Genomic DNA, 21,646 nt, shown 5'->3' with positions numbered 1-21,646 from the left:
ACTAAATCGTGAATCGCAAAGGCAATATCATTTTCTTGTAGTTTCATTTCTAAATCTAGCGGCAAAACAACTTGATTCATGTTATAATGTTTAAACATAAGGACACCTCTTTTGTGATGAATTATTGTTGTGGTAACTTTAATTTTATCAAAAGGTGTCCTTTTTGTTGAGTAAAATAAGAGTAAATAGAAAATCGCTTCACGCTTTTTGCGCGAAGCGATTTTCTATTTACTGGGGTTTTGTCCCAGCCTCTTTATTTTTAATTCGATGAAGGGTTAGCTAGTTGTTCAAGGTTACCATTTTTATCCATCCGGAAGCTCGGGGAGGTGAAAGAGCGTTCGTCTTTCAGAACGGTCATTCGTCTCGCCCTGTCCATAATTTGAATAAATGTTTGGTAATCTTCCTGCATTGTTTCTAGCTGTTTTTCCGTCTGTTTCAATTGTTTTTCGAGTTTAGCAACTTCTTCTTTTAATTGTTCGTTTTCTGTTAATGCTGCTTCTGTTGTAGCTTTTGATTGATTGGAAACATAGTAGTCTTGTTTTATTTCATTCAAGAATGCAAGAACCATATCGAATGTAATCTCATCAGCAGTAGTTTTCACGGCGATTGTTTCTTTGCTCGGAATGGTTTGCTTCGGAACAGGTGTGAAATTTTGTTTTGCTTGTTTTCGTTTCATTTCTTTCCGCTGCCGTTTAGCTAAATCAATTGCATTGATATATTTATTACGGACTTCCGCATTCCACCTGAATCCACAGGCAGCTGAAGTCCGGTTTAATTTATCCCCAACTTCTTCAAATGCATTCAGTTGGGTGCTGCCTTCCCTAATATGACGCAATACGGTTTCTGCCAGCAATAGATCATCCTCATGGGACCAGGCATCTTGTCTCACTTTGGCCATTATTATCCAACTCCTTTTTCTAGGGCAAAACAATAGATTATCATGTTGCTAGTTATTATTGCCTCAAGAAAAAAGATTTATACGTCATCTTTTTGTAACTTTCATTTCTTGTTCGATTTTTTCATAGACCTGTTTCATTGCTTTTTCAAATTTACCGGTATCTTTCGGATTGTAATATTTCATATTTTTAATCCGATCTGGTAAATATTGCTGCGCGACCCATGCTCCGTCATAATTATGCGGATATTTATAGTCGACCCCTCTGCCTAAATCTTTTGCCCCTTTATAATGGCTATCCTTCAGATGTAATGGAATATCGCCGCTCTTTCCGTTACGCACGTCAGCGAGAGCCCCGTCGAGAGCTTTATAGGCTGTGTTCGATTTCGGGGAGAGGGCGAGTTCTACAATTGCAACAGCTAATGGAATTCTTGCTTCCGGGAATCCGATTCTTTCAGCAGCTTGTACAGCTGCAAGAACACGGGGTCCTGCTTGCGGATTAGCTAAGCCGATGTCTTCATAAGCGATAACAAGCATTCTTCTTGCGATACTGTCTAGGTCGCCCGCTTCAATTAATCTAGCTAAATAATGAAGAGAAGCGTTCACATCGCTGCCGCGGATCGATTTTTGGAATGCTGAGAGTACGTCATAATGCGCATCTCCTCCCTTATCATGGGAAAAACTTTTCTTTTGCATGCATTCTTCTGCAGCTTCAAGTTCAATTTTGATGATATCATCTGTGTTTGGTGGTGTTGACATTGCCGCTAGCTCAAGGCCATTTAAAGCAGCTCGCATATCCCCATTTGAGCTATCAGCAAAATGATCGAGTGCTTCTGAAGTGATTTCAATCTTCATTTCACCTAGCCCGCGTTCTTTATCCTCGACTGCTCGAAGTAATGCTGTTTTCACATGTTCTGGCTCTAATGATTCAAGTTCGAATAAATGACATCTGCTCCGGATTGCCGGATTGATGGAATGATATGGATTACTTGTTGTACAGCCAATCATCGTAATGAGATTTGTTTCAAGGTGGGGGAGAAGGAAGTCTTGTTTTGCTTTGTCCAAACGGTGGACCTCATCTAAGATAAGCACGAGATTACCACTTAATTTCGCTTCTTCGACAACGATCTCCATATCTTTCTTTTTATGCGTCACTGCATTCAATAATCTCACCTGAAGGCCTGCTGTCTTGGCAATGGCAAATGCTGTAGAAGTTTTACCAGTTCCTGGCGGCCCAAACAGAATCATTGACGCGAGCATGTTCGCTGTTACCATTCGCTGGATTAGCTTTCCATCTCCAACAAGGTGTTCCTGGCCAATGATTTCATTAATATGAGTTGGCCGCATTCGTAGTGCTAAAGGTTGTTTTTTCATATAAACCGTCCTTTTAAGTTCTTATGATATATTCAACTTTCGCAGTCTAAAACAGTTAGCTACCCCCATGGCCCAGTTGTTTCTTCTATTTACCTAACAACTCTGTCAAAAGTACCGAAAGAAACAATAATCGCTTTCATTCAGCGTAAGTGTTTGCTCGTTCACTTTGTTTGGAACTTTTATCGCCGTTCAGTTGCCCGGCGGACGGATGCTTTCCACGGGCACGGCCTCAGCCTCCTCGGAAGAAAACCGCTTCCTGCGGGGTCTTCGGACACGTGCTATTCTCGTAGGAGTCACCGTCCGCCGGGCAACTGAACTGGTAAGAATTATTATTATGAATGGAAGTCATTCCATCTTTCCTAATAAGAAATAAGGTTCCATATCAGGTATTTCCTCGTAGCAGTCCAGACACCTCGAGACTCCTGTGGGAGGACAGGCCTATGTGAGACCCCGCAGGGCGCCAGCCCGAGGAGGCTCACCAGCCGCCCACGGAAAGCGAGAGGTGTCTGGACTGCGGACCTCCAGAAGGGAGTGGAAGTTGCATTTACGCCTGAATGAAAGTAATAAATAATAAAGACACTGGGCGCTTGATAGGGATAATTTGCTTACCTATTTGTAGGTGTGGAGGTTGAGTTATATATAAAGCTTAGACTTGAAATTAGAGAAATGCAAGAGAGAGACGGTTCATGTTATAATAGCAAATAGAATAATACAACTGAATGATCAGAAGCTAATTGATAGACAATGGAAAATATATTCCGTATAGTAGTGATTTAATTATAAAGAGGTGCAATGTAAAATGAAAGTAACAACAAAAGGAAGATATGGACTAACGATAATGATAGAGCTTGCAAAGGAATACGGGGAAGGTCCTAAATCATTAAAATCAATCGCTCAGGAAAATAATTTATCCGAGCATTATTTGGAGCAGCTGGCTGCACCTCTTCGGAACGCAGGATTAGTTAGAAGTGTAAGAGGAGCCTATGGAGGCTACAAACTTGCAAAGGAACCGACAGAAATTACTGCAGGAGATGTGATACGGGTACTCGAGGGACCGATCACACTAGTTGAAGGATTAGAAGAAGAGAAACCTGCCCAACAAGCATTATGGATTAGAATCCGCGATGCAATCCGCGGAGTGTTAGACCATACAACACTTAAGGATTTAGTCGATTCCAGTGATAATAATAAAGAAGAAGCCTATATGTTCTACATCTGACAAGAAAGGAATTCACATCATGGAAGTAATCTATTTAGACCATGCCGCAACTACCCCAATGGATCAGAAAGTTGCAGAAGCAATGACCGTCATTTTTCAGGAAGTTTATGGCAACCCTTCAAGCGTTCACTCGCAGGGAAGAAAAGCAAGGAAACAATTAGATGAAGCAAGACGACTCATCGCTTCTAGTATCGGTGCCAATGAAAAGGAAATTTACTTTACAAGCGGTGGCACAGAAGCAGATAATCTGGCGTTGATTGGAACAGCCCTTGCGAATAGGGAAAAGGGAAACCATATTATAACAACAGCGCAAGAACATCATGCCGTTCTCCATACAGCAGAATATTTGGAAACCCTTGGGTTTGAGATAACCTATTTACCGACTGATGAATCTGGCCGTATTTCTCCTAGAGCAGTTGAAGCAGCATTACGAGAAGATACGATTCTTATTTCCATTATGTTTGTAAATAATGAAACGGGAGTGATTCAGCCAATTAAGGAAATTGGTGAGGTGTTAAAAGAACATCAGGCTTATTTCCATACGGATGCTGTTCAGGCTTATGGTTTATTAGAACTTAATGTGGATGAATTAGGTGTTGATTTATTAACCACCTCCGCACATAAAATTAATGGGCCGAAAGGGATTGGTTTTCTCTATACACGCGAATCCGTCGTGATGCAAAACTTGGCGTTCGGTGGGGAACAGGAAAGAAAACGCCGTGCAGGTACAGAAAACGTCGCTGCCATCGTTGGTTTTAAAGAAGCCGTTCAACTGATCACCGCAGAACGAGAAGCAAGAAATCTTGCCTACAAGCGGTATAAAGAACTATTTATTGAACAGCTTAAGCGTGAAGGAGTTGAATTCTCCTTGAACGGAGACCAGGAACATGCAATCAATACGATTGTCAATATTAGTTTCCCTGGTACAAACGTGGAACAAGTGTTGACAAATTTAGATTTAGAAGGAATTGCCGCCTCAAGCGGAAGTGCTTGCACAGCCGGAAGCGTCGAACCTTCCCACGTATTGAGTGCAATGTTCGGTGACAGTAATCCTTGCACAACAAACTCCATCCGTTTCAGTTTCGGCAGTGCCAATACAGATGAAAATATAATTGAAGCGGCAAAACGGGTAGCAAAAATTATTAAACGGTTAACAAAATAAGGAAAGTGATTAAAATGAATGAAAATAAAAATACACGAGTTGTAATTGGAATGAGTGGAGGGGTCGATTCATCAGTCGCCGCTTTGCTTTTGAAAGAGCAAGGCTATGACGTTGTCGGCATCTTCATGAAAAACTGGGATGATACCGATGAGTTTGGTGTCTGTACAGCAACGGAAGATTTCGATGATGTTGTCCGCGTATGTAATCAACTGGATATCCCTTATTACTCAGTAAATTTTGAAAAGGAATATTGGGATAAAGTATTCACCTATTTCCTTGATGAATATAAAGCGGGACGTACTCCGAACCCAGACGTCATCTGCAATAAGGAAATTAAATTCAAAGCATTCCTTGATCATGCTGTGTCTCTAGGTGCAGATTATCTTGCAACTGGCCATTACGCTCAAGTAAGGCAAGGTGACGGGAAAGTTGAATTGCTGCGCGGAGTAGATGAAAATAAAGATCAAACGTATTTTTTGAACCAGCTTTCCGGTGACGTCTTAGCAAAAGTCATGTTCCCATTAGGGCATTTGCAGAAGCCGCAAGTGCGTGAAATTGCTCTAAAACATAATCTCGCAACAGCTACGAAGAAGGATTCTACAGGGATTTGCTTTATCGGAGAGCGGAATTTCAAAGAGTTTTTAAGTGAATATTTGCCAGCACAACCAGGTGAAATGCAGACTCTTACTGGTGAAGTGATGGGTGCTCATGATGGATTAATGTACTATACAATTGGACAGCGTCAGGGACTTGGCATTGGCGGACCGGGTGAACCATGGTTTGTTGTCGGCAAGAATTTGGAAGAAAACATTTTATATGTAGAGCAAAGCTACGGAAATGATTATTTATATTCCGATTCATTAATCGCAACGGATCTGAATTGGATCAACCCGGAAGAGGTTCAAGACACATTTACATGTACTGCCAAGTTCAGATATCGTCAAAAAGACAGTAAAGTTAAAGTCACTGTACTAGAGGATGGAAATGTCCATGTCGAATTTGCTGAACCACAGCGGGCAATCACTCCAGGACAGGCTGTCGTATTCTATGATGGCGAAGTTTGCCTAGGTGGCGGCACGATTGATAAAGTAATTAAAAACGAACAACATCTTGATTATGTAGGTTGAGTTAGGGGATTATTCATGGATAAGAATAGAGAAGCAATCCAGATGATGCAGGAAGGAAAATATGAAGAAGCGGCAAAGTTATTTAATGAATTGATTGAGGAGAATCCAAGCGACCCACTAGGCTATATTAATTTTGGGAATCTTTTAGTAGAGCTCCAAGAAGCGGAACGGGCGGAGCGATTCTTTTTAAAAGCGATCAATTTGGATGACACAGCTGCCACTGCTTATTATGGACTTGGCAATCTATATTTTGAACAAGAACAATTCAAAAAAGCGAACGGCTATTTTGAGCAAGCTCTGGATAAAGGGCTCGAGGATGCTCATTTATATTACTTACTGGGCCTTTCTTTACAGTACCAGGAACAATTTAAATTAGCTTTACCTTATTTATTGCGAGCAACGGAACTGGCAGGGGGTGAAATCAATTATCGTTTCCAATATGGACTTTCACTTGCCCAAGCGGAACTTGTCGATGAGGCGAAGACAGTCTTCCAAGAAGTGATTGAAATGGACGAGACTCATAGTGATGCCCATTACAATTTAGGTGTCATCGCCGTCTTCAACGAGGATGCCGAACAAGCCCTCAAACATTTCAGTCAAGCCCTGAAAGAACAACCGGACCATTATTTAGCCGCAAACGGAAAGAAACAAGTGGAACAGTTTTTGGAAAATCAATAATCAACATTTTTCCTAAAAAAAACAAAGCAAAGCAGTTCAATTCTAACAAGCCCCAATAGTCGGAGAAGAAGAGGGTTAGACGTGATTTTAACAGATAGATAAACTACAGTTTTCATTCAGCGTAAGTGTCCGAAACCGAAACTCTCTTCTGAAGGTCCGCAGTCCAGACACCTCTCGCACCTGCTGAGCGGCCGGCAAGCCTCCTCGCGCTATCGCGCTGCGGGGTCTCGCCAGGCCTACCCCCCCGCAGGAGTCTCGAGGTGTCTGGACTGCTACCAGGAAAGACCATATTAGGATCACTGTTTAGTGTACTGGAAAAGTATAATCCTTATCGTGACGGAATAATTTATATTTAAAATAATCATCTCTACCAGTTCAGTTGCCCGGTGGACGGTGACTCATGCGGGAACAGCACGAGTCTGGAGACCCCTTAGTGCTCAGCCCGAGGAGCTCTAGCAGTGCCTAAGGATGCGCATCCGTCCACCGGGAAACTGAACGGAAATTATAACTCCAGTCTAGAGAATGCGCAAATCACTTACGCTGAATGAAAGGAATATGCGGGTTATGGGTCAGTGGATTTCAGGTTTCTTGAGTGGTTCAGGCCTAGTTAACTGTTTCAGGCTGCGAAAGTTGAGTCAATAAAGAACGAAACGAGCGTGTTTAAGTATGGAAGATAAGCAACGAAATGAAAAAGGATATATTCGCGGCACCCTTCTTTATACGATTTTTCAAAATGAAGATGAGAATTTTGCAATCATAAAAGTTAAAATAGAGGATACGAACGAAGAATATGAAGAGAGAGAGATTGTTGCTAAAGGTTATTTCTCTCAGCTGACAGAAGAGCATTCCTATTATTTCTACGGCGTCTTCGAACATCACCAAAAGTTCGGAATCCAGTACCGCGTTGAATCCTATCAAACCTATATCCCAGATACGAAGGAAGGCTTGATTTCCTATTTGTCCAGTGACTTGTTTTATGCGATTGGTGAAAAAACAGCTACTCGCATCGTTGATAAATTAGGAATGAACGCCATCTCCCATATTTTAGAAAACCCGGAATGCCTGGACGGAATTCCGGGTCTTAAAAAACAAACAAGAGAACAATTACATAAGAGTTTGGAAGAACATCAAGGCTTTGAACGGATTGCAATCACCCTTTCAAGCTACCAAATCACTCTTAAAATGGCGCAGCGAATTTATCAGCAATATAAAGAGGAAGCTGTACATAAGTTATATGAAGATCCGTATCAATTCGTTTTTGATATCGAAGGCTTTGGTTTTCAGTCCGCTGACCGGATTGCAAGGATGAACGGCTTATCACCTGATCATCCAAACCGGATTGGTGCAGGCTGTATTTTTGTTTTACAAAAAAGTATGCAAGACGGCCATGTCTATTTACCATATGACCAGTGCGTACAGGAAATGATTCAAGTACTGGGATTTGAATTAACAGAACAAATCATTCAAGATCGATTGGAAGAATTGAATACGCAAAAGAAAGTGATTATAAATGAAGGAAATATATATTTGCCTTCACTGTATTATGCAGAAGATGGTTTTGCATCGCACATTAGCAGAGTGATGAGTAAAGAAATTGAAAACGAGACAACATTAGCAGAGTTAATGAAGATAACGGGAGAAATTGAAGAAGAAGAAATACTGAGCTATGGGAAAGAACAATTTGATGCAATTGAAAAAGCATTACAATCCAGAGTGATGATTCTTACCGGTGGACCAGGTACAGGAAAAACAACCGTAATAAAAGGAATCGTGAAGGCTTACGCAACAATCCATGATCACTCCCTTGATGTTGATGATTATGAAAAAAAGTCGGAATTTCCTTTCGTGCTCACAGCTCCAACAGGTCGGGCTGCTAAGCGATTAAGTGAATCGACTGGACTACCTGCTTCAACCATTCACCGGTTGCTTGGTTGGAATGGAAATGACGGTTTCGAAAAAAATGAACAGGAACGTTTGTCAGGAAAATTTCTGATTGTCGATGAATTTTCAATGGTCGACATTTGGCTTGCTAATCATTTGTTTAAAGCAATCCCGGATGATATGCAAGTATTATTAGTTGGAGATGAAGACCAGCTGCCATCTGTCGGACCTGGTCAAGTACTATCCGATTTACTTTCAAGCGGTAAAATGCCTATCGTGAGGCTGTATGAAGTATACCGCCAAAAAGAAGGTTCTAAAATCATTGAACTCGCTCATGAAATTAAAAATAACGAGATAACAGAGGCGTCACTGCAAAAAGCGAATGATTTCAGTTTTATCCCAGCAAATAACCGGCAAATTGTTGAAGCGATCACGATTATATTTAAACATGCGATCGAAAAAGGAATCGATACAAATGATATTCAAGTTCTTGCTCCAATTTACAAAACAGAAGCAGGAATTAATCGGATTAATGAAGAAATCCAACAACTATTAAACCCGAAAACAGATAAAACACGTGAAATGAAAGTGATGGACGTGAATTACCGGGTCGGCGACAGGGTGATTCAATTAGTCAACCAGCCGGAAGACGGGGTGTTTAATGGAGATATCGGGGAAATTGTCGCCATCTTTTTCGCTAAAGAAAATAAAGAGAAGAAAGAACAAATCGTTATCGCTTTTGAGGAAAAGGAAATTGTATATGAGCGGCAGGATTTCGGGAATTTCATGCACGCTTATTGTATCTCCATTCATAAATCCCAGGGAAGTGAATTTCCAATCATTCTATTACCGGTCATACCTTCGTACTACCGGATGCTTCGGAAGAACTTATTATATACAGCTATAACGAGAAGTAAAGAATCTCTTATTATATGCGGAGATATGTCTGCTTTCTTGCGTGGCGTTACGACGATGGACACGAATCAGCGCTACACCTCTCTAATTGAGCGGCTGGAGAGCAGAATAGAAGAAGTACAAGAATTACCGATTTCAATCTCGGCTGAAGAAAAAGAACTGAATCCCTATGATTTTATGTAAATGGAAGTATATTCGTTTTCTCTTTCGGCTAGGCTATAAATAGAAATTATAGCCAGGAGATGATCACATGATGCAGTGTCCAAATTGTAAAGGGAAAAATCTTGGAAAAATAGGAGTCCAATTGTATTATTGCTGGTCTTGTTATTTGGAGTTAGCAGTTAAAAAGGATAAATTCCATATTCACCAAATCGAAGCAGATGGCAGTTTAAGTCCGCTGAATGACTTGTTTTCAGAGGAAGAGAGAACGGTTGCGGAAGATAAGCTACTGTCATAAGAAATGCAAATATAACACGAGGTGTTGCAGTTGCTTGAGAGGTGGAATGGAAAGAAACTATTATATATACTTTTACTCGGAATCCTTGTTTTAGTCTTTTTATTTTTATTATGGATAACCTATCCTTACTTTAAGGAGGTTTTTTCCTTTTTATGGCAGCTTTTTTTGCCATTTATTATCGCAGGATTCATCGCTTATTTATTGTACCCGATTATTAATTTTCTGGACAGGCAACAGATTCATAAAGGACTAGCCGTTCTGATTATTTATATCCTTTTTTTCGGTGGAGCTGCCATTTTACTTTACCGTGTCTATCCGCTCGTTATCCAGCAAATGAATGATTTGATTGAAAACATCCCACAGTTTGTAAATATGTATGAATCATCGATTAACTACATTTACAGCTATACTTCATTTCTGCCGGAGACCTTTCACGACAGAATTGATGAATTGATTATCCGCTTGGAAGATACGCTGGATCAGCTCGTGTCACGCCTAGTCAATGGATTCACCCATTTCTTTGATATGATTCTTATAGTTACAGTTATTCCTGTGCTCGTCTTTTATTACATAAAGGACTATCAAGGAATGAAACATTTGATAAAAAGGTTTATCCCAGTCAGGCTGCACACAAGAGTGAAGAGAATGGTACTTGCAATCGATAAAAGTCTAGGTGGGTATTTAAGAGGATTATTTTTTGTCAGCTCGATTGTCGCCCTCATGACGCTTTTAGCTTTCAAGTTTTTACAAGTTCCTTATGCACTCTTACTCGCTATTTTGATTGGCTTAACGAATATTATTCCTTATTTCGGTCCAATTATTGGTGCAGTGCCAGCAGTGATGATTGCTTATACAATATCTCCATTACATGCACTCTATGTAGTCATTGTGCTATTCATCGTTCAGATAATAGAAGGGAATTTCCTTTCACCATTTATTATGGGCAAGAATATACGGATTCATCCGGTAATGATTATTTTTGCATTATTGTTAGGCGGACAATTATTCGGGATCATTGGAATGATCATCGCTGTTCCAGTAGCAGCTATTTTAAAAGTAATTGTCAAACACTTGCCATATCTATTATCCACTGATAACTAATTGACAAGCAGGGAATATTTATCTATACTAACGCTAGATGAATAATTAAAAATGTTGAAAGTGCCGAGTACATGAAGCTCGTGTGACAGAAAGGGATTTTAAAGCTGAGAAAATCCTCACATCGAATCATGGAATGCTACACTAGAGTACGGCTAATCCCCGTCGGTATCAAACCGTTAACATGCACAAGAGGTGAATAGAAGACTATTCACAACTAGGGTGGTACCGCGAACAATCTCGTCCCTGCATCAGCAGAGAGGAGATTTTTTTGTATGAACAAAGGCGGAAGCGCCCTTACAGGCTAAGTACACAATCGTCTTCGCAACGCCTGTACTAGCACATCCAGTAGTCGCAGCAACGTACAAACTGTGTCTCCCAGGATAGGAGGTAGTTCGATGTTGCCCCAGGATGGGGCGAACTTAATCGAACCTCCTTTTTACCGGAATGGAGATAAAGGAAACTCAGGCGACGACAGTGAGTTGAAAAAAACTGGGACAAGGGGTCAGAGCAACTGTCCCACCTAACCGAGGAGGATAAAAATGAAAAAATTAAATTCAGCTGAAGTAAGACAACTATTTCTCGATTTTTTTAAAGAGAAAGACCATAAAGTTGAGCCAAGCGCGTCACTCGTTCCGAAAGACGACCCGAGCCTTTTATGGATCAACAGTGGGGTCGCTACGTTAAAGAAATACTTTGACGGTAGGGTTATTCCGGATAATCCGCGGATTGTAAACGCACAGAAAGCGATCCGGACAAATGATATTGAAAATGTCGGCTATACCGCTAGGCATCATACGTTCTTTGAAATGCTCGGTAATTTTTCCATCGGTGATTATTTCAAAAAGCAAGCCATCCATTGGGCTTGGGAGTTTTTAACGAGCGATAAATGGCTCGGATTCAATCCGGAGGTGCTATCGGTTACGGTCCATCCGGAAGATGATGAAGCTTATGATATTTGGTTAAAAGAAATTAAATTACCACAGGAACGGATTATCCGGCTCGAGGAAAACTTCTGGGATATCGGTGAAGGCCCAAGTGGACCGAATACGGAAATCTTTTACGATCGTGGCGAACAGTACGGGAATGACCCAAATGATCCGGAACTATTTCCGGGAGGAGAAAACGCCCGTTATCTTGAAATTTGGAACTTGGTATTCTCTCAATTCAATCATAATGCGGACGATACGTACACGCCGCTGCCGAAGAAAAATATTGATACCGGGATGGGACTTGAACGTCTCATGTCTATTATTCAGAATGTGCCGACAAACTTTGAAACGGATCTATTTATGCCGATAATAGAAAAGACAGAGCAAATAGCCCAAGTGAAATATGGTGCAGATGATAAACAGACGATTGCATTTAAAGTAATTGCGGACCATATCCGGACGGTTAGCTTTGCGATTGCTGACGGTGCGCTTCCATCCAATGAAGGCCGTGGTTATGTTTTAAGAAGACTGATTCGTAGAGCAATCCGTTTTTCCAAGGATATAGGTCTCGACAAACCATTTTTATATGAATTGGTCGATATTGTCGGAGGAATTATGAAAGACTTTTACCCGCAAGTAGCAGAACAGAAAGAACATGTCGCCAAAATTATCCGTTCTGAAGAAGAGCGTTTCCACGAAACACTGAACGACGGATTGGAAATATTAACTTTAATTATTAAACGGGAAGAAGAAGCTGGAAATAAAGTATTTCCTGGAGAAGCAGTATTTAAATTATATGATACGTATGGATTTCCAAAAGAACTCACAGCTGAATATGTGGAAGAACATGGATTTACCATTGATGAACAAGGATTCGAAGTTGAAATGGAGAAACAGAAAGAACGGGCAAGGAATGCAAGGCAAAAAGTCGATTCCATGCAGGTGCAAGATACGACATTAAGCGAACTTGATTTGGAAGATCGGTTTATCGGTTACGACACATTGGAAACAACGACAACTATTACAGCCATTCTTCATGCAGGTGAGGAAAAGCCAGTGGCAAAGGAAAACGATGAAATATTCCTTTTCTTAAAAGAAACACCCTTTTACGCTGAAAGCGGCGGACAAATAGCCGATACAGGCTGGATTTACACGGAACATGCCACCGCTTATGTGGAAGACGTGCAAAAATCACCACAAGGCTTGCATGTCCATAAAGTGACAGTGAAAAGCGGAGAGTTCCATAAAGGGGAGGAAGTTCAAGCAATTGTCGAAAATGCTTTCCGTAATGCAGTTATTAAAAACCATACAGCAACCCACATTCTGCACCAGGCACTGAAGGATGTACTTGGTAAACATGTTAATCAAGCAGGTTCACTTGTTACACCAGATCGTTTACGATTTGACTTCACGCACTTCTCTGCACTTACTGAAGAGGAACTCCAGAATATCGAAGCGATTGTGAACGAGAAGATTTGGGAATCGATTGACCTGGCCATTGACTACCAGGAGTTCGACAAAGCGAAGGAAACAGGGGCAATGGCATTATTTGGTGAGAAATATGGTGATATTGTTCGGGTCGTGCAAATCGGTGATTACAGTGTCGAATTATGTGGTGGTTGCCACGTCCGCAACACTTCCGAAATTGGATTGTTTAAACTCGTATCAGAAGGTGGAATCGGCGCAGGTACAAGAAGGATTGAAGCTGTCACAAGCAAGAAAGCCTATGAATTTTTAAACGGGAAAATGAAAATCTTAAAACAAGTATTCAGTCTCGTAAAAGCAAATGATGATCAGCAAATAACAGAAAAAGTACAATTATTACAACAAGAAGTACGGGACTTGCAAAAAGAAAACGAATCTCTTAGCATGAAAATCGCAAACGTAGAGGCTTCTTCTATATTAGAGCAAGTGGAAGATGTGGCTGGCATCCCTGTGCTTGCAGAACATGTTAATGTAAAGGATATGAATCAACTTCGTAATATGGTAGATGATTTGAAACAAAAACTTGATTCCGCAGTTATTTTACTTGCGACAGAAAATAATGGAAAAGTTCAGCTTGCAGCAGGAGTTTCCAAAGATCTTGTCGAAAAAGGTATACATGCAGGTAAATTAATAAAAGAAGCTGCTACAATATGCGGCGGCGGAGGAGGAGGGCGTCCGGACATGGCCCAGGCAGGGGGGAGTGAGCCGTCCAAGATTCAAGATGCTCTTCTATCCGCACAAGCTTTTGTAAAGAAAGCAATCAATCAGTAAGTAATTTGTAACAATTCATTGAAAAGGTTATAATGATTCTATATAGATGGAGAGTGCGCGAATACTTGGAATGAGGTGTCACAATGAGTTCAATTGATAAGACAATGAAGTTTAATTTTTCAGAGGAGCCGTTTGATCGCGATATAAAAACAATCCTTTTTACCGTGCATGAAGCATTACAGGAAAAAGGATACAATCCGATTAATCAGATTGTAGGTTATTTATTATCCGGTGACCCTGCTTATATCCCAAGGCATAAAGATGCGAGAAATCTAATCCGTAAAGTGGAACGTGATGAAGTGATTGAAGAATTAGTAAAATATTATTTAAAGGAAAATCAAAATAACTAAATGAAAATTATTGGACTGGATGTAGGATCAAAAACAATCGGTGTTGCTGTCAGTGACGTACTTGGCTGGACAGCACAAGGGATAACAACGATTCATTGGAATGAGTCAGATCTCCATTCTGCAGATGATGAATTAAAAAAAATTATAGACGAACACGATATAGGGAAAGCTATCATTGGTTTACCGAAGAACATGAATGGTACAATCGGTGAACGGGGGGAAGCTTCCCAGCGTTTCGCCGCACATTTTGAAAAAAAATTCCAATTGCCTTATGTTCTTTGGGACGAACGCTTAACAACTGCCGCTGCGGAACGGATTTTATTAGAAGCAGATATGAGCAGAAAAAAACGAAAGAAAGTGATTGATAAGATGGCTGCTGTTATTATTTTACAAGGCTATCTGGATCAAAAATAAAAGAGGTGACCTAATGAGCTTAGAAGAAAAAGAGCGAATTATTATCCCGGATGATAACGGAGAGGAACATTTATTCGAAGTATTATTCACATTCGATGTAGATGATACAGATCAATCTTACATTGCAGTCGTTCCTGTTGAGCAAGCAGATGACGATGAAGTGGAGGTATATGCTTTCCGTTACGAAGAAAAAGAAAATGATGAGGAAGATCTCTCCCTATTTCCGATTGAATCGGATGAAGAATGGGAAATTGTTGAAGAGATGCTCGCAACATTGGCAGAGGAAGAAGACGAAAATTAAATCTCTTATCAAAGCTGATGTCTCCAGGAGACATCAGCTTTTCCCTGTAATAAGTGAAGCTTATCACCAGATAATTGGTTATAAAGCCAGTCCGGAATGAATGCTCACTTTATACTTTATTATTTTACATAATATAGTATAATATATCGAATAAGAGGGAGAGGAACACATGGGCAAAGGTAAATTCACCAAACGCTTCAAGGAAAACCGTAATGCTCGCGGAGAAGAAGCGCGCACGGTCCGTAAGATTGTGTTTATTGTTGTACTGCTACTAATTTTGATATTATTTATAGGCGGGCTTGCCGGTTTTTATTATGTGAAATCAGCTCTACAGCCGGTCGAAGAGAACAGTGATGAACAAATAGCTGTTGAAATTCCGATTGGTTCAACGAGTTCAACAATAGCAACGATATTAGAAGAAAATGGCATTATTAAAAATGGTCTTATTTTCCGTTTCTACATAAAATTGAATAATGAGTCAGAATTTCAGGCTGGCGAATATACATTTAGTCCATCGATGTCCATGGATGAAATCATTGAATCTTTAAAAAGTGGAAAAATTGTACTGGAAACTGCGCATCGGGTAACGATTCCAGAAGGACTATCACTCGAACAGATAGCCGAAATCTATGCAAATCAATTTTCATTCACAAGCGAAGAATTTATGGAGACTGTGAATGATGAAGCTTATATCGAACAGTTAATCGAGGAATACCCGCTTATCCTTTCAGAAGCTATATTAAATGAAGAGATACGTTATCCTTTGGAAGGTTACTTATTTGCCATCACGTATGATTTTTATGAAGAGGACCCCTCGATTGAGACAATTGTCGAAATGATGCTTGATCATACCCAGACGGTCATATCCCAACACTTTGAGCAAATCGAAGAACTCGATATGACGATACATGAAGCTATTACATTTGCATCCATTATTGAAAAAGAAACCGGACATTTGGACCAGCGTAACGAAATAGCAGGTGTATTTTATAATCGTTTAGAAGCAGATATGCCGCTGCAAACAGATCCGACCGTACTTTATGCGCATGGAGAGCATAAAGACCGTGTACTATATGAAGATTTAGAAATTGAATCACCCTATAATACGTATTATGTGGACGGGCTTCCAGTTGGACCAATCAGTAATTTTGCCCAGAGTTCATTGGAGGCGGTACTGAACCCAGTAGAAAGTGATTATTATTATTTCCTGCATGACAAAGAGGGAAATATTCACTTTGCAGAGACTTTGGATGAGCATAATCAAAACGTTGATGAATATATGAATTGAAGAGGTTGTGCAAAAGTCCGGTAAAAATGACACTTCGTGAAAGGGAGGTTCTACTAAGACCATCCACGTCCTGTGGACAACGTAGTACTCACCACTTCCTGTGGAAGCTCGTTGGCTCGCTTTTCCGCTCCTCATGTACCTACTAACGTACATTCCGGTGCCGGGATCTTTCGCCGCCTCGAATTTCGACGCACAGGATGTGCTAGTGTCGGCGTTGTAACAGGACGTTGCTTATTTAGCAGACCTCGGTTCTTTTTATCCTCCTTTTGAACACAGACTTGAAGGTAGAAATATGAATATCATTATTCACATTTCTACTTTTCACGAGGGACAACTTATCAGTAAAAAAAGAGGTAGAAAAATGATGAATGAGGATATTCAGTCCTATTTAAAAGAGCTGACCACCCCTGTAACAGAGCAGGTTGAAAAGCTCGAACGATATGCACATTTGCACAATGTGCCAATTATGGAGAGTACGGCAATTGATTATGTTTGTAAGCAAATTATCGTTCATCAGCCGAAAAGAATTCTGGAAGTAGGAACAGCAATCGGCTATTCGGCTCTCCGAATGCTTGAAGCAAGTCCGGACGCTGAAATAATAACGATTGAAAAAGATGAACAGCGTTACAAGGAAGCCATTCAATTTATTAAAGAATGCAAGAAAGCAGAACAGGTGGATGTCCGATTAGGTGAAGCACTTGAGGTATTAGAAGAGCTGCAATCGAATAAGGAATTATTTGATTTCATTTTCATCGATGCAGCAAAAGGCAAGTACCGTAATTTCTTTGATCTTGCTCATCCTCTTCTTCACAAAGGCGGCTGGCTCGTTACGGATAATGTTTTATTTCGAGGCTATGTAAAAGACGAGGAAGCAGCACCGAAAAGGTACCGGAATATGGTAAAGAAAATCCGTGACTATAATCAATTCCTAAGTACGCATCCAGACTATATCACATCGATCTTGCCAATTGGAGACGGTGTGATGATGAGTTATAAAAAAGATTGAAAGGCGGCTTAAAGGAATGTTGGATAAACCAATGGTCATCGGTGTTGCAGGAGGAAGCGGCAGCGGAAAAACATCTGTAACAAGAGCAATCTATGATCGCTTCACCGATAAATCGATTCTTGTACTTGAACAAGATTATTACTATAAAAATCAAGCACACTTATCATTCGAAGAGAGATTGAACACAAATTACGATCACCCTTTAGCATTCGATAATGATTTACTGATTCAGCATGTCAAAGATTTGACGGAAAAGAAAACAATCGAGAAGCCAGTTTATGATTATAAATTGCACACTCGATCTGATCAAGTGATACATGTGGAACCGAAAGACGTTATTATCGTGGAAGGGATTCTTATTCTGGAAGAAGCTGAACTTCGTAATTTGATGGACATTAAAGTCTTTGTCGATACGGACGCTGATTTAAGGATAATTCGTCGGCTAATGCGGGATATCAAAGAAAGAGGCCGGAGTCTTGATTCGGTTATCGATCAATACTTGAACAATGTACGGCCATCCCATCAGCAATTCATCGAACCGACGAAGCGCTATGCGGATATTATTATTCCAGAAGGTGGACAAAATCGTGTAGCAATTGATATCATGGCATCTAAAATCGAAACAATTTTGTCACACAAAAATTAATTTCAATGTAAAAATATATTGATAAATTAGAAGAAGTCTGCGATGATGGTGAATAGCATATTCTCATCCATCTCATAAATGCGATCAAAGCGCATACATTTAAATGCAAGTGAAGGATTTATACTTGATGATAGTGGAAAAATAAAAAGGAGTGTTTTACATGTCTATAGAGAAAAGTTATTATATGACTGCTGAGGGGAAAGAAAAGTTAGAGAAAGAATTACATTTTTTAAAAACGGATAGAAGACAAGAAGTCGTTGAAAGAATTAAGGTAGCTCGTGATTTTGGCGACTTGTCCGAGAACTCGGAGTATGATGCTGCAAAAGAAGAACAAGCTTTTGTCGAACAACGAATTACACAAGTTGAAAAAATGATCCGCAATGCGGTCATCATTGAAAATAATGATACAAACTCAAATATTGTCTCTTTAGGAAAGTCTGTTACATTCCAAGAACTGCCGGATGGGGATGAGGAAACATATACAATTGTTGGCAGTGCAGAAGCTGATCCATTTGAAGGAAAAATTTCCAATGACTCTCCAATTGCAAAAAGTTTGCTCGGTCAGGAAGTTGGTACAGAGGTTACTGTAACAACCCCAGGTGGAGATTTCCAAGTTCGAATTACAAAAGTCGAATAACGGAATACTTGAATGAATTTCATCATTACCAAAGTCGGCTTTTCCACCATATGTAGTTGGGAACGAACCAACTACATATGGTGATGGTGAAGCATTAAATACGTATTATGAAATTCATTAACTTAATATAATATTAAAAAAGCAGCGGGGGAAGACTCTGCTGCTTTTTACATTTTAAAACGAAACAATATAACTGGGATATCCAACTTATTTTCTCTCAATAAATCTTATGGTATGATACTATAAAGTGAAACTTCAATTAGTGAGGTGTCCGACAGACAAGCTGTACGACTGCTGATATTGCGAAGACGAATGCTTCTTAGTCAGCCTTTATCCGAGCTGATTGTTAGTTGAATGAGCCTTAGGTGTCATCTTCCGTTATCTTACTCCTAAACTCTTTGGTACGTTTTGAAGTTGTGGAAAGGGAGTTTTACGGACGATTGCACCGAGATAAATGGGAACGAGGAGGTAAAATCAAGATGACAAACAATAATTCTCGAATGAACAAGTTTGAAAAACGCAGAAGAAATACAAAATTCATTAATTATTTTCTTGCTCTAGCGGCCGTCTTGGCGGTGTTTTTAATCGGCTTCTGGATATTTGGCGGTAACGATGAGGCAGCTGATGATCGTGACACATCTACAAGTGAAGCAGATTCTTTCTTCCTGGAAACGGAAGAAGATGATAACGAAAATAGTACAGATAATGAAACAGTTGATGAACAAGAAGAAAATGATGAAAGTGGTGCCGACTCGGAAGATAACAACCGTGAAGAAGATGAGCCAGCTAGTGAAGAAGCGGAAGAAAATAATGAAAATGACGAAATTGAGACAGTCGAAACAGAACCATCAGATGACGATGTCGAGGAAGCGATTATGGGTAACTGGTCACCAATTGGTACAGAGCAAACTGGTCCGCATACGACTAAATATGAGGATGGATCCCAAGATCGAATTGAGATTAAACGAGCAGCATCCATGGTAACAGGTATACCAGAAGATGAATTAATTGAAATTTGGATTGGGAATGGCGGGCATCAGAAAGTGGTTGCTACTGTTTCCAATCGTGCTCAAACGGAAAATTATCGTGTATTCATGTCTTGGGTTGATGGGGAAGGCTGGCAACCAACGAAACTAGAAACATTAAAGCAGTAAGGATGGAAATAAAAGAAACTTGAACAAAAAGCTGGAGGTAACAATATGATTGGTATCATTGGAGCAATGGATGAAGAAATAGCTTATTTACTGGGAAACATGGATGATCGGATAGAGATCACAGTTGCTGGCTGCCGTTTCATCCAAGGGGAATTATTGGGAAAAGAAATTGTGTTATTGAAATCTGGAATTGGAAAAGTTAATGCAGCAATGGGAACAACAATTATGATGGAACGTTTCCATCCAGATTTTATTATTAATACCGGTTCTGCCGGGGGCTTTTCAGATAATCTCCAAGTAGGAGACCTTGTGATTTCTAATGAAGTCGTGCACCATGATGTAGATGTGACAGCGTTTGACTATTCTTATGGACAAGTACCGGGACTGCCCGCTACATTCCAAGCGGATGAACGTCTTGTACATCTAACAGCAGATACTGTAAAAGGATTAGGAATAAATTTTGAAATCGGCCTAATTGCGACAGGCGATTCATTTATGGAAGATGAAGGTAAAGTAAATACAGCCCGCTCCAATTTTCCAGAAATGATTGCGTCAGAAATGGAGGCAGCTGCCATTGCCCAAGTATGTGCGCAATATGAAGTTCCATTTGTCGTTATTCGGGCGCTCTCCGACATCGCTGGAAAGGATTCGTCCGTTTCCTTTGATGCCTTTCTTAAAACAGCAGCAAAGAACGCTTCTGAGCTAATTATGAGGGTTGTCAAGACGATATAAAGATAATAAATAAAAAGACAGAGGAATTCTCAGTGAAGCGGGAATCTCTCTGTCTTTATTATTTTATTCCTCTCTTTGTTTACTTCTTTCTTGTCGGTAATATTCATGAAAAACTTTCATCAAAGCACGTTTCTCAATGCGGGAAACGTAGCTTCTTGATATGTTTAATTTTTTTGCGATTTCCCGCTGGGTCATTTCATTTTTATCATGTAATCCGTAACGATAGATGATTACCTCTCTCTCTCGTTCATCGAGAACTTGGAAAAAGTTCTGCATCTTATCGATTTCCATGTTCAATTGGATATATTCGATAATATTTTCATTTTCAGCTTCTAAAATATCAATGAGGCTGATTTCATTGCCTTCTTTATCCTGGCCAATGGGATCGTGAAGAGAGACGTCTTTTTTTACTTTTTTCAAAGCGCGAAGATGCATAAGGATTTCATTTTCAATACACCGTGCAGCATACGTTGCTAATTTTGTACCTTTATCCACTGAAAAACTTTCTACACCTTTAATGAGACCTATTGTTCCAATCGAAATTAAATCTTCCGTGTCTTCGCCGGTATTATCGAACTTTTTAACAATATGGGCAACTAAACGCAGATTGTGTTCAATCAATTTGTTTCTCGCTTCACCATCTCCTTCAAGCATTGCTTTAATATATTCCTTTTCCTCTTTAGAGGAAAGCGGTTGCGGAAAGGCATGGTTCTTTATATAAGAAACGAAAAACATTGCTTCTTTCATAATCACGGCAAGAACAGATAAAATTCCAGACAAGGACATACACCCCCACAATAATGTCTTCACTTCCAATTAGGCGGTAGCCTATAGTTAAAATGTATGTCTTGCAGGGGTAAATAGTGTATGTCCATTAAAGTTTTCATGATTTAGGAAAAAATCGACAAAACAGGGGTGGATTAGATGGTTTTTTTTCTATTAACGTTGTTGTTTAATCTTGTTGGTAAGACTTCTCTTATCAATTTCTTTCTTGATCAGTGACAGAAAATCTTGACTAAGATTCAACTTACGTGCTTTTATATATGATTCTACAAGCAATTCATCGGATAAATTTTCCATATTACAATCCCCCAAAATTATCGTCATGAGAATGTTCAACTAAT

The 21,646-nt window shown here is 39.9% G+C and carries 22 protein-coding genes and 1 other annotated feature; of the genes, 18 read left to right on the top strand and 4 right to left on the bottom strand.

Going from position 1 to position 21,646, the window contains the following annotated elements; all coding sequences use genetic code 11:
* Window positions 1-259: 259 nt before the first annotated feature.
* Complete coding sequence (locus tag L3V42_RS05960; RefSeq protein ID WP_235760989.1) at window positions 260-898, bottom strand: RsfA family transcriptional regulator; 639 nt, start codon at window positions 896-898, stop codon at window positions 260-262.
* Between the two features lie 84 nt (window positions 899-982).
* Window positions 983-2,269, bottom strand: coding sequence for a replication-associated recombination protein A (locus L3V42_RS05955; protein WP_235760988.1), 1,287 nt, complete (start codon window positions 2,267-2,269; stop codon window positions 983-985).
* Between the two features lie 799 nt (window positions 2,270-3,068).
* On the opposite strand from L3V42_RS05955, the gene cymR reads away from it, so the two are divergent.
* The 18 genes from cymR (at window position 3,069) to mtnN (ending at window position 20,522) form a co-directional block, all read left to right on the top strand.
* The gene (cymR, locus tag L3V42_RS05950; protein WP_235760987.1) at window positions 3,069-3,488 is read left to right on the top strand and encodes a cysteine metabolism transcriptional regulator CymR; all 420 of its coding nucleotides are present in this window, start codon (window positions 3,069-3,071) and stop codon (window positions 3,486-3,488) included.
* Window positions 3,489-3,507: 19 nt separating this feature from the next.
* Complete coding sequence (locus L3V42_RS05945; protein WP_235760986.1) at window positions 3,508-4,650, top strand: cysteine desulfurase family protein; 1,143 nt, start codon at window positions 3,508-3,510, stop codon at window positions 4,648-4,650.
* Window positions 4,651-4,664: 14 nt separating this feature from the next.
* Complete coding sequence (mnmA, locus tag L3V42_RS05940; RefSeq protein WP_235760985.1) at window positions 4,665-5,777, top strand: tRNA 2-thiouridine(34) synthase MnmA; 1,113 nt, start codon at window positions 4,665-4,667, stop codon at window positions 5,775-5,777.
* A gap of 15 nt (window positions 5,778-5,792) precedes the next feature.
* Entirely contained in the window at window positions 5,793-6,455 is a 663-nt protein-coding gene (locus L3V42_RS05935) for a tetratricopeptide repeat protein (RefSeq protein WP_235760984.1), read from the top strand.
* 666 nt (window positions 6,456-7,121) lie between these two features.
* Entirely contained in the window at window positions 7,122-9,434 is a 2,313-nt protein-coding gene (gene recD2, locus L3V42_RS05930; protein WP_235760983.1) for an SF1B family DNA helicase RecD2, read from the top strand.
* A gap of 67 nt (window positions 9,435-9,501) precedes the next feature.
* Window positions 9,502-9,708, top strand: a complete 207-nt coding sequence (locus L3V42_RS05925) for a YrzR-like zinc ribbon domain (protein ID WP_235760982.1) — start codon at window positions 9,502-9,504, stop codon at window positions 9,706-9,708.
* Window positions 9,709-9,738: 30 nt separating this feature from the next.
* Entirely contained in the window at window positions 9,739-10,809 is a 1,071-nt protein-coding gene (locus L3V42_RS05920; RefSeq protein WP_238471529.1) for an AI-2E family transporter, read from the top strand.
* A gap of 45 nt (window positions 10,810-10,854) precedes the next feature.
* Window positions 10,855-11,057: a binding site (T-box leader), on the top strand.
* Between the two features lie 147 nt (window positions 11,058-11,204).
* Window positions 11,205-11,333 (top strand): hypothetical protein, encoded by a 129-nt coding sequence (locus L3V42_RS18270; RefSeq protein ID WP_255783415.1) that lies wholly within the window; start codon window positions 11,205-11,207, stop codon window positions 11,331-11,333.
* Window positions 11,334-11,348: 15 nt separating this feature from the next.
* On the top strand, window positions 11,349-13,994 hold the full coding sequence (gene alaS, locus L3V42_RS05915; RefSeq protein WP_238471528.1) for an alanine--tRNA ligase: 2,646 nt from the start codon (window positions 11,349-11,351) through the stop codon (window positions 13,992-13,994).
* An 83-nt stretch (window positions 13,995-14,077) separates the two neighbouring features.
* Window positions 14,078-14,344 (top strand): IreB family regulatory phosphoprotein, encoded by a 267-nt coding sequence (locus tag L3V42_RS05910; RefSeq protein ID WP_235760979.1) that lies wholly within the window; start codon window positions 14,078-14,080, stop codon window positions 14,342-14,344.
* Window positions 14,345-14,758, top strand: a complete 414-nt coding sequence (gene ruvX / locus L3V42_RS05905; RefSeq protein ID WP_235760978.1) for a Holliday junction resolvase RuvX — start codon at window positions 14,345-14,347, stop codon at window positions 14,756-14,758. It abuts the gene before it with no gap.
* A 13-nt stretch (window positions 14,759-14,771) separates the two neighbouring features.
* A complete protein-coding gene (locus L3V42_RS05900) occupies window positions 14,772-15,059 on the top strand; it encodes a DUF1292 domain-containing protein (protein ID WP_235760977.1) in 288 nt (95 codons plus the stop codon).
* A 169-nt stretch (window positions 15,060-15,228) separates the two neighbouring features.
* Window positions 15,229-16,347 (top strand): endolytic transglycosylase MltG, encoded by a 1,119-nt coding sequence (gene mltG / locus L3V42_RS05895; protein WP_235760976.1) that lies wholly within the window; start codon window positions 15,229-15,231, stop codon window positions 16,345-16,347.
* A 361-nt stretch (window positions 16,348-16,708) separates the two neighbouring features.
* A complete protein-coding gene (locus L3V42_RS05890; RefSeq protein ID WP_235760975.1) occupies window positions 16,709-17,353 on the top strand; it encodes an O-methyltransferase in 645 nt (214 codons plus the stop codon).
* A gap of 16 nt (window positions 17,354-17,369) precedes the next feature.
* On the top strand, window positions 17,370-17,999 hold the full coding sequence (gene udk, locus L3V42_RS05885; protein WP_235760974.1) for a uridine kinase: 630 nt from the start codon (window positions 17,370-17,372) through the stop codon (window positions 17,997-17,999).
* Window positions 18,000-18,159: 160 nt separating this feature from the next.
* Window positions 18,160-18,636: a transcription elongation factor GreA gene (gene greA / locus L3V42_RS05880; RefSeq protein ID WP_235760973.1), complete on the top strand. Its 477-nt coding sequence runs from the start codon at window positions 18,160-18,162 to the stop codon at window positions 18,634-18,636.
* A 479-nt stretch (window positions 18,637-19,115) separates the two neighbouring features.
* A complete protein-coding gene (locus tag L3V42_RS05875; protein ID WP_235760972.1) occupies window positions 19,116-19,790 on the top strand; it encodes a YrrS family protein in 675 nt (224 codons plus the stop codon).
* A gap of 45 nt (window positions 19,791-19,835) precedes the next feature.
* Window positions 19,836-20,522 carry a 5'-methylthioadenosine/S-adenosylhomocysteine nucleosidase gene (gene mtnN, locus L3V42_RS05870; protein WP_235760971.1) on the top strand — a complete coding sequence of 229 codons (687 nt, stop codon included), beginning with the start codon at window positions 19,836-19,838 and terminating at the stop codon, window positions 20,520-20,522.
* Window positions 20,523-20,585: 63 nt separating this feature from the next.
* Here the strand turns inward: mtnN and sigK are convergent, their stop codons facing one another.
* On the bottom strand, window positions 20,586-21,302 hold the full coding sequence (gene sigK, locus L3V42_RS05865) for an RNA polymerase sporulation sigma factor SigK (RefSeq protein ID WP_235760970.1): 717 nt from the start codon (window positions 21,300-21,302) through the stop codon (window positions 20,586-20,588).
* A 159-nt stretch (window positions 21,303-21,461) separates the two neighbouring features.
* Entirely contained in the window at window positions 21,462-21,602 is a 141-nt protein-coding gene (locus L3V42_RS05860; RefSeq protein ID WP_235760969.1) for a sporulation histidine kinase inhibitor Sda, read from the bottom strand.
* Window positions 21,603-21,646: the final 44 nt, after the last annotated feature.

It is taken from the genome of Oceanobacillus alkalisoli, from assembly GCF_022213125.1.
In the GTDB taxonomy this organism is placed as follows: domain Bacteria; phylum Bacillota; class Bacilli; order Bacillales; family Amphibacillaceae; genus Oceanobacillus; species Oceanobacillus alkalisoli.
The sequence above is the reverse complement of the archived record's forward strand: the minus strand, read 5'-3'. Positions and strand labels throughout refer to the sequence as shown.

Coding starts and splice junctions, on each gene's coding strand:
- L3V42_RS05960 (WP_235760989.1), bottom strand. CDS start 898: ATGGCCAAAGTGAGACAAGATGCCTGGTCCCATGAGGATGATCTATTG.
- L3V42_RS05890 (WP_235760975.1), top strand. CDS start 16,709: ATGATGAATGAGGATATTCAGTCCTATTTAAAAGAGCTGACCACCCCT.
- greA (WP_235760973.1), top strand. CDS start 18,160: ATGTCTATAGAGAAAAGTTATTATATGACTGCTGAGGGGAAAGAAAAG.
- mltG (WP_235760976.1), top strand. CDS start 15,229: ATGGGCAAAGGTAAATTCACCAAACGCTTCAAGGAAAACCGTAATGCT.
- L3V42_RS18270 (WP_255783415.1), top strand. CDS start 11,205: ATGTTGCCCCAGGATGGGGCGAACTTAATCGAACCTCCTTTTTACCGG.
- L3V42_RS05875 (WP_235760972.1), top strand. CDS start 19,116: ATGACAAACAATAATTCTCGAATGAACAAGTTTGAAAAACGCAGAAGA.
- L3V42_RS05955 (WP_235760988.1), bottom strand. CDS start 2,269: ATGAAAAAACAACCTTTAGCACTACGAATGCGGCCAACTCATATTAAT.
- udk (WP_235760974.1), top strand. CDS start 17,370: ATGTTGGATAAACCAATGGTCATCGGTGTTGCAGGAGGAAGCGGCAGC.
- alaS (WP_238471528.1), top strand. CDS start 11,349: ATGAAAAAATTAAATTCAGCTGAAGTAAGACAACTATTTCTCGATTTT.
- L3V42_RS05935 (WP_235760984.1), top strand. CDS start 5,793: ATGGATAAGAATAGAGAAGCAATCCAGATGATGCAGGAAGGAAAATAT.
- L3V42_RS05945 (WP_235760986.1), top strand. CDS start 3,508: ATGGAAGTAATCTATTTAGACCATGCCGCAACTACCCCAATGGATCAG.
- recD2 (WP_235760983.1), top strand. CDS start 7,122: ATGGAAGATAAGCAACGAAATGAAAAAGGATATATTCGCGGCACCCTT.
- L3V42_RS05860 (WP_235760969.1), bottom strand. CDS start 21,602: ATGGAAAATTTATCCGATGAATTGCTTGTAGAATCATATATAAAAGCA.
- mtnN (WP_235760971.1), top strand. CDS start 19,836: ATGATTGGTATCATTGGAGCAATGGATGAAGAAATAGCTTATTTACTG.
- cymR (WP_235760987.1), top strand. CDS start 3,069: ATGAAAGTAACAACAAAAGGAAGATATGGACTAACGATAATGATAGAG.
- L3V42_RS05910 (WP_235760979.1), top strand. CDS start 14,078: ATGAGTTCAATTGATAAGACAATGAAGTTTAATTTTTCAGAGGAGCCG.
- L3V42_RS05900 (WP_235760977.1), top strand. CDS start 14,772: ATGAGCTTAGAAGAAAAAGAGCGAATTATTATCCCGGATGATAACGGA.
- ruvX (WP_235760978.1), top strand. CDS start 14,345: ATGAAAATTATTGGACTGGATGTAGGATCAAAAACAATCGGTGTTGCT.
- mnmA (WP_235760985.1), top strand. CDS start 4,665: ATGAATGAAAATAAAAATACACGAGTTGTAATTGGAATGAGTGGAGGG.
- L3V42_RS05925 (WP_235760982.1), top strand. CDS start 9,502: ATGATGCAGTGTCCAAATTGTAAAGGGAAAAATCTTGGAAAAATAGGA.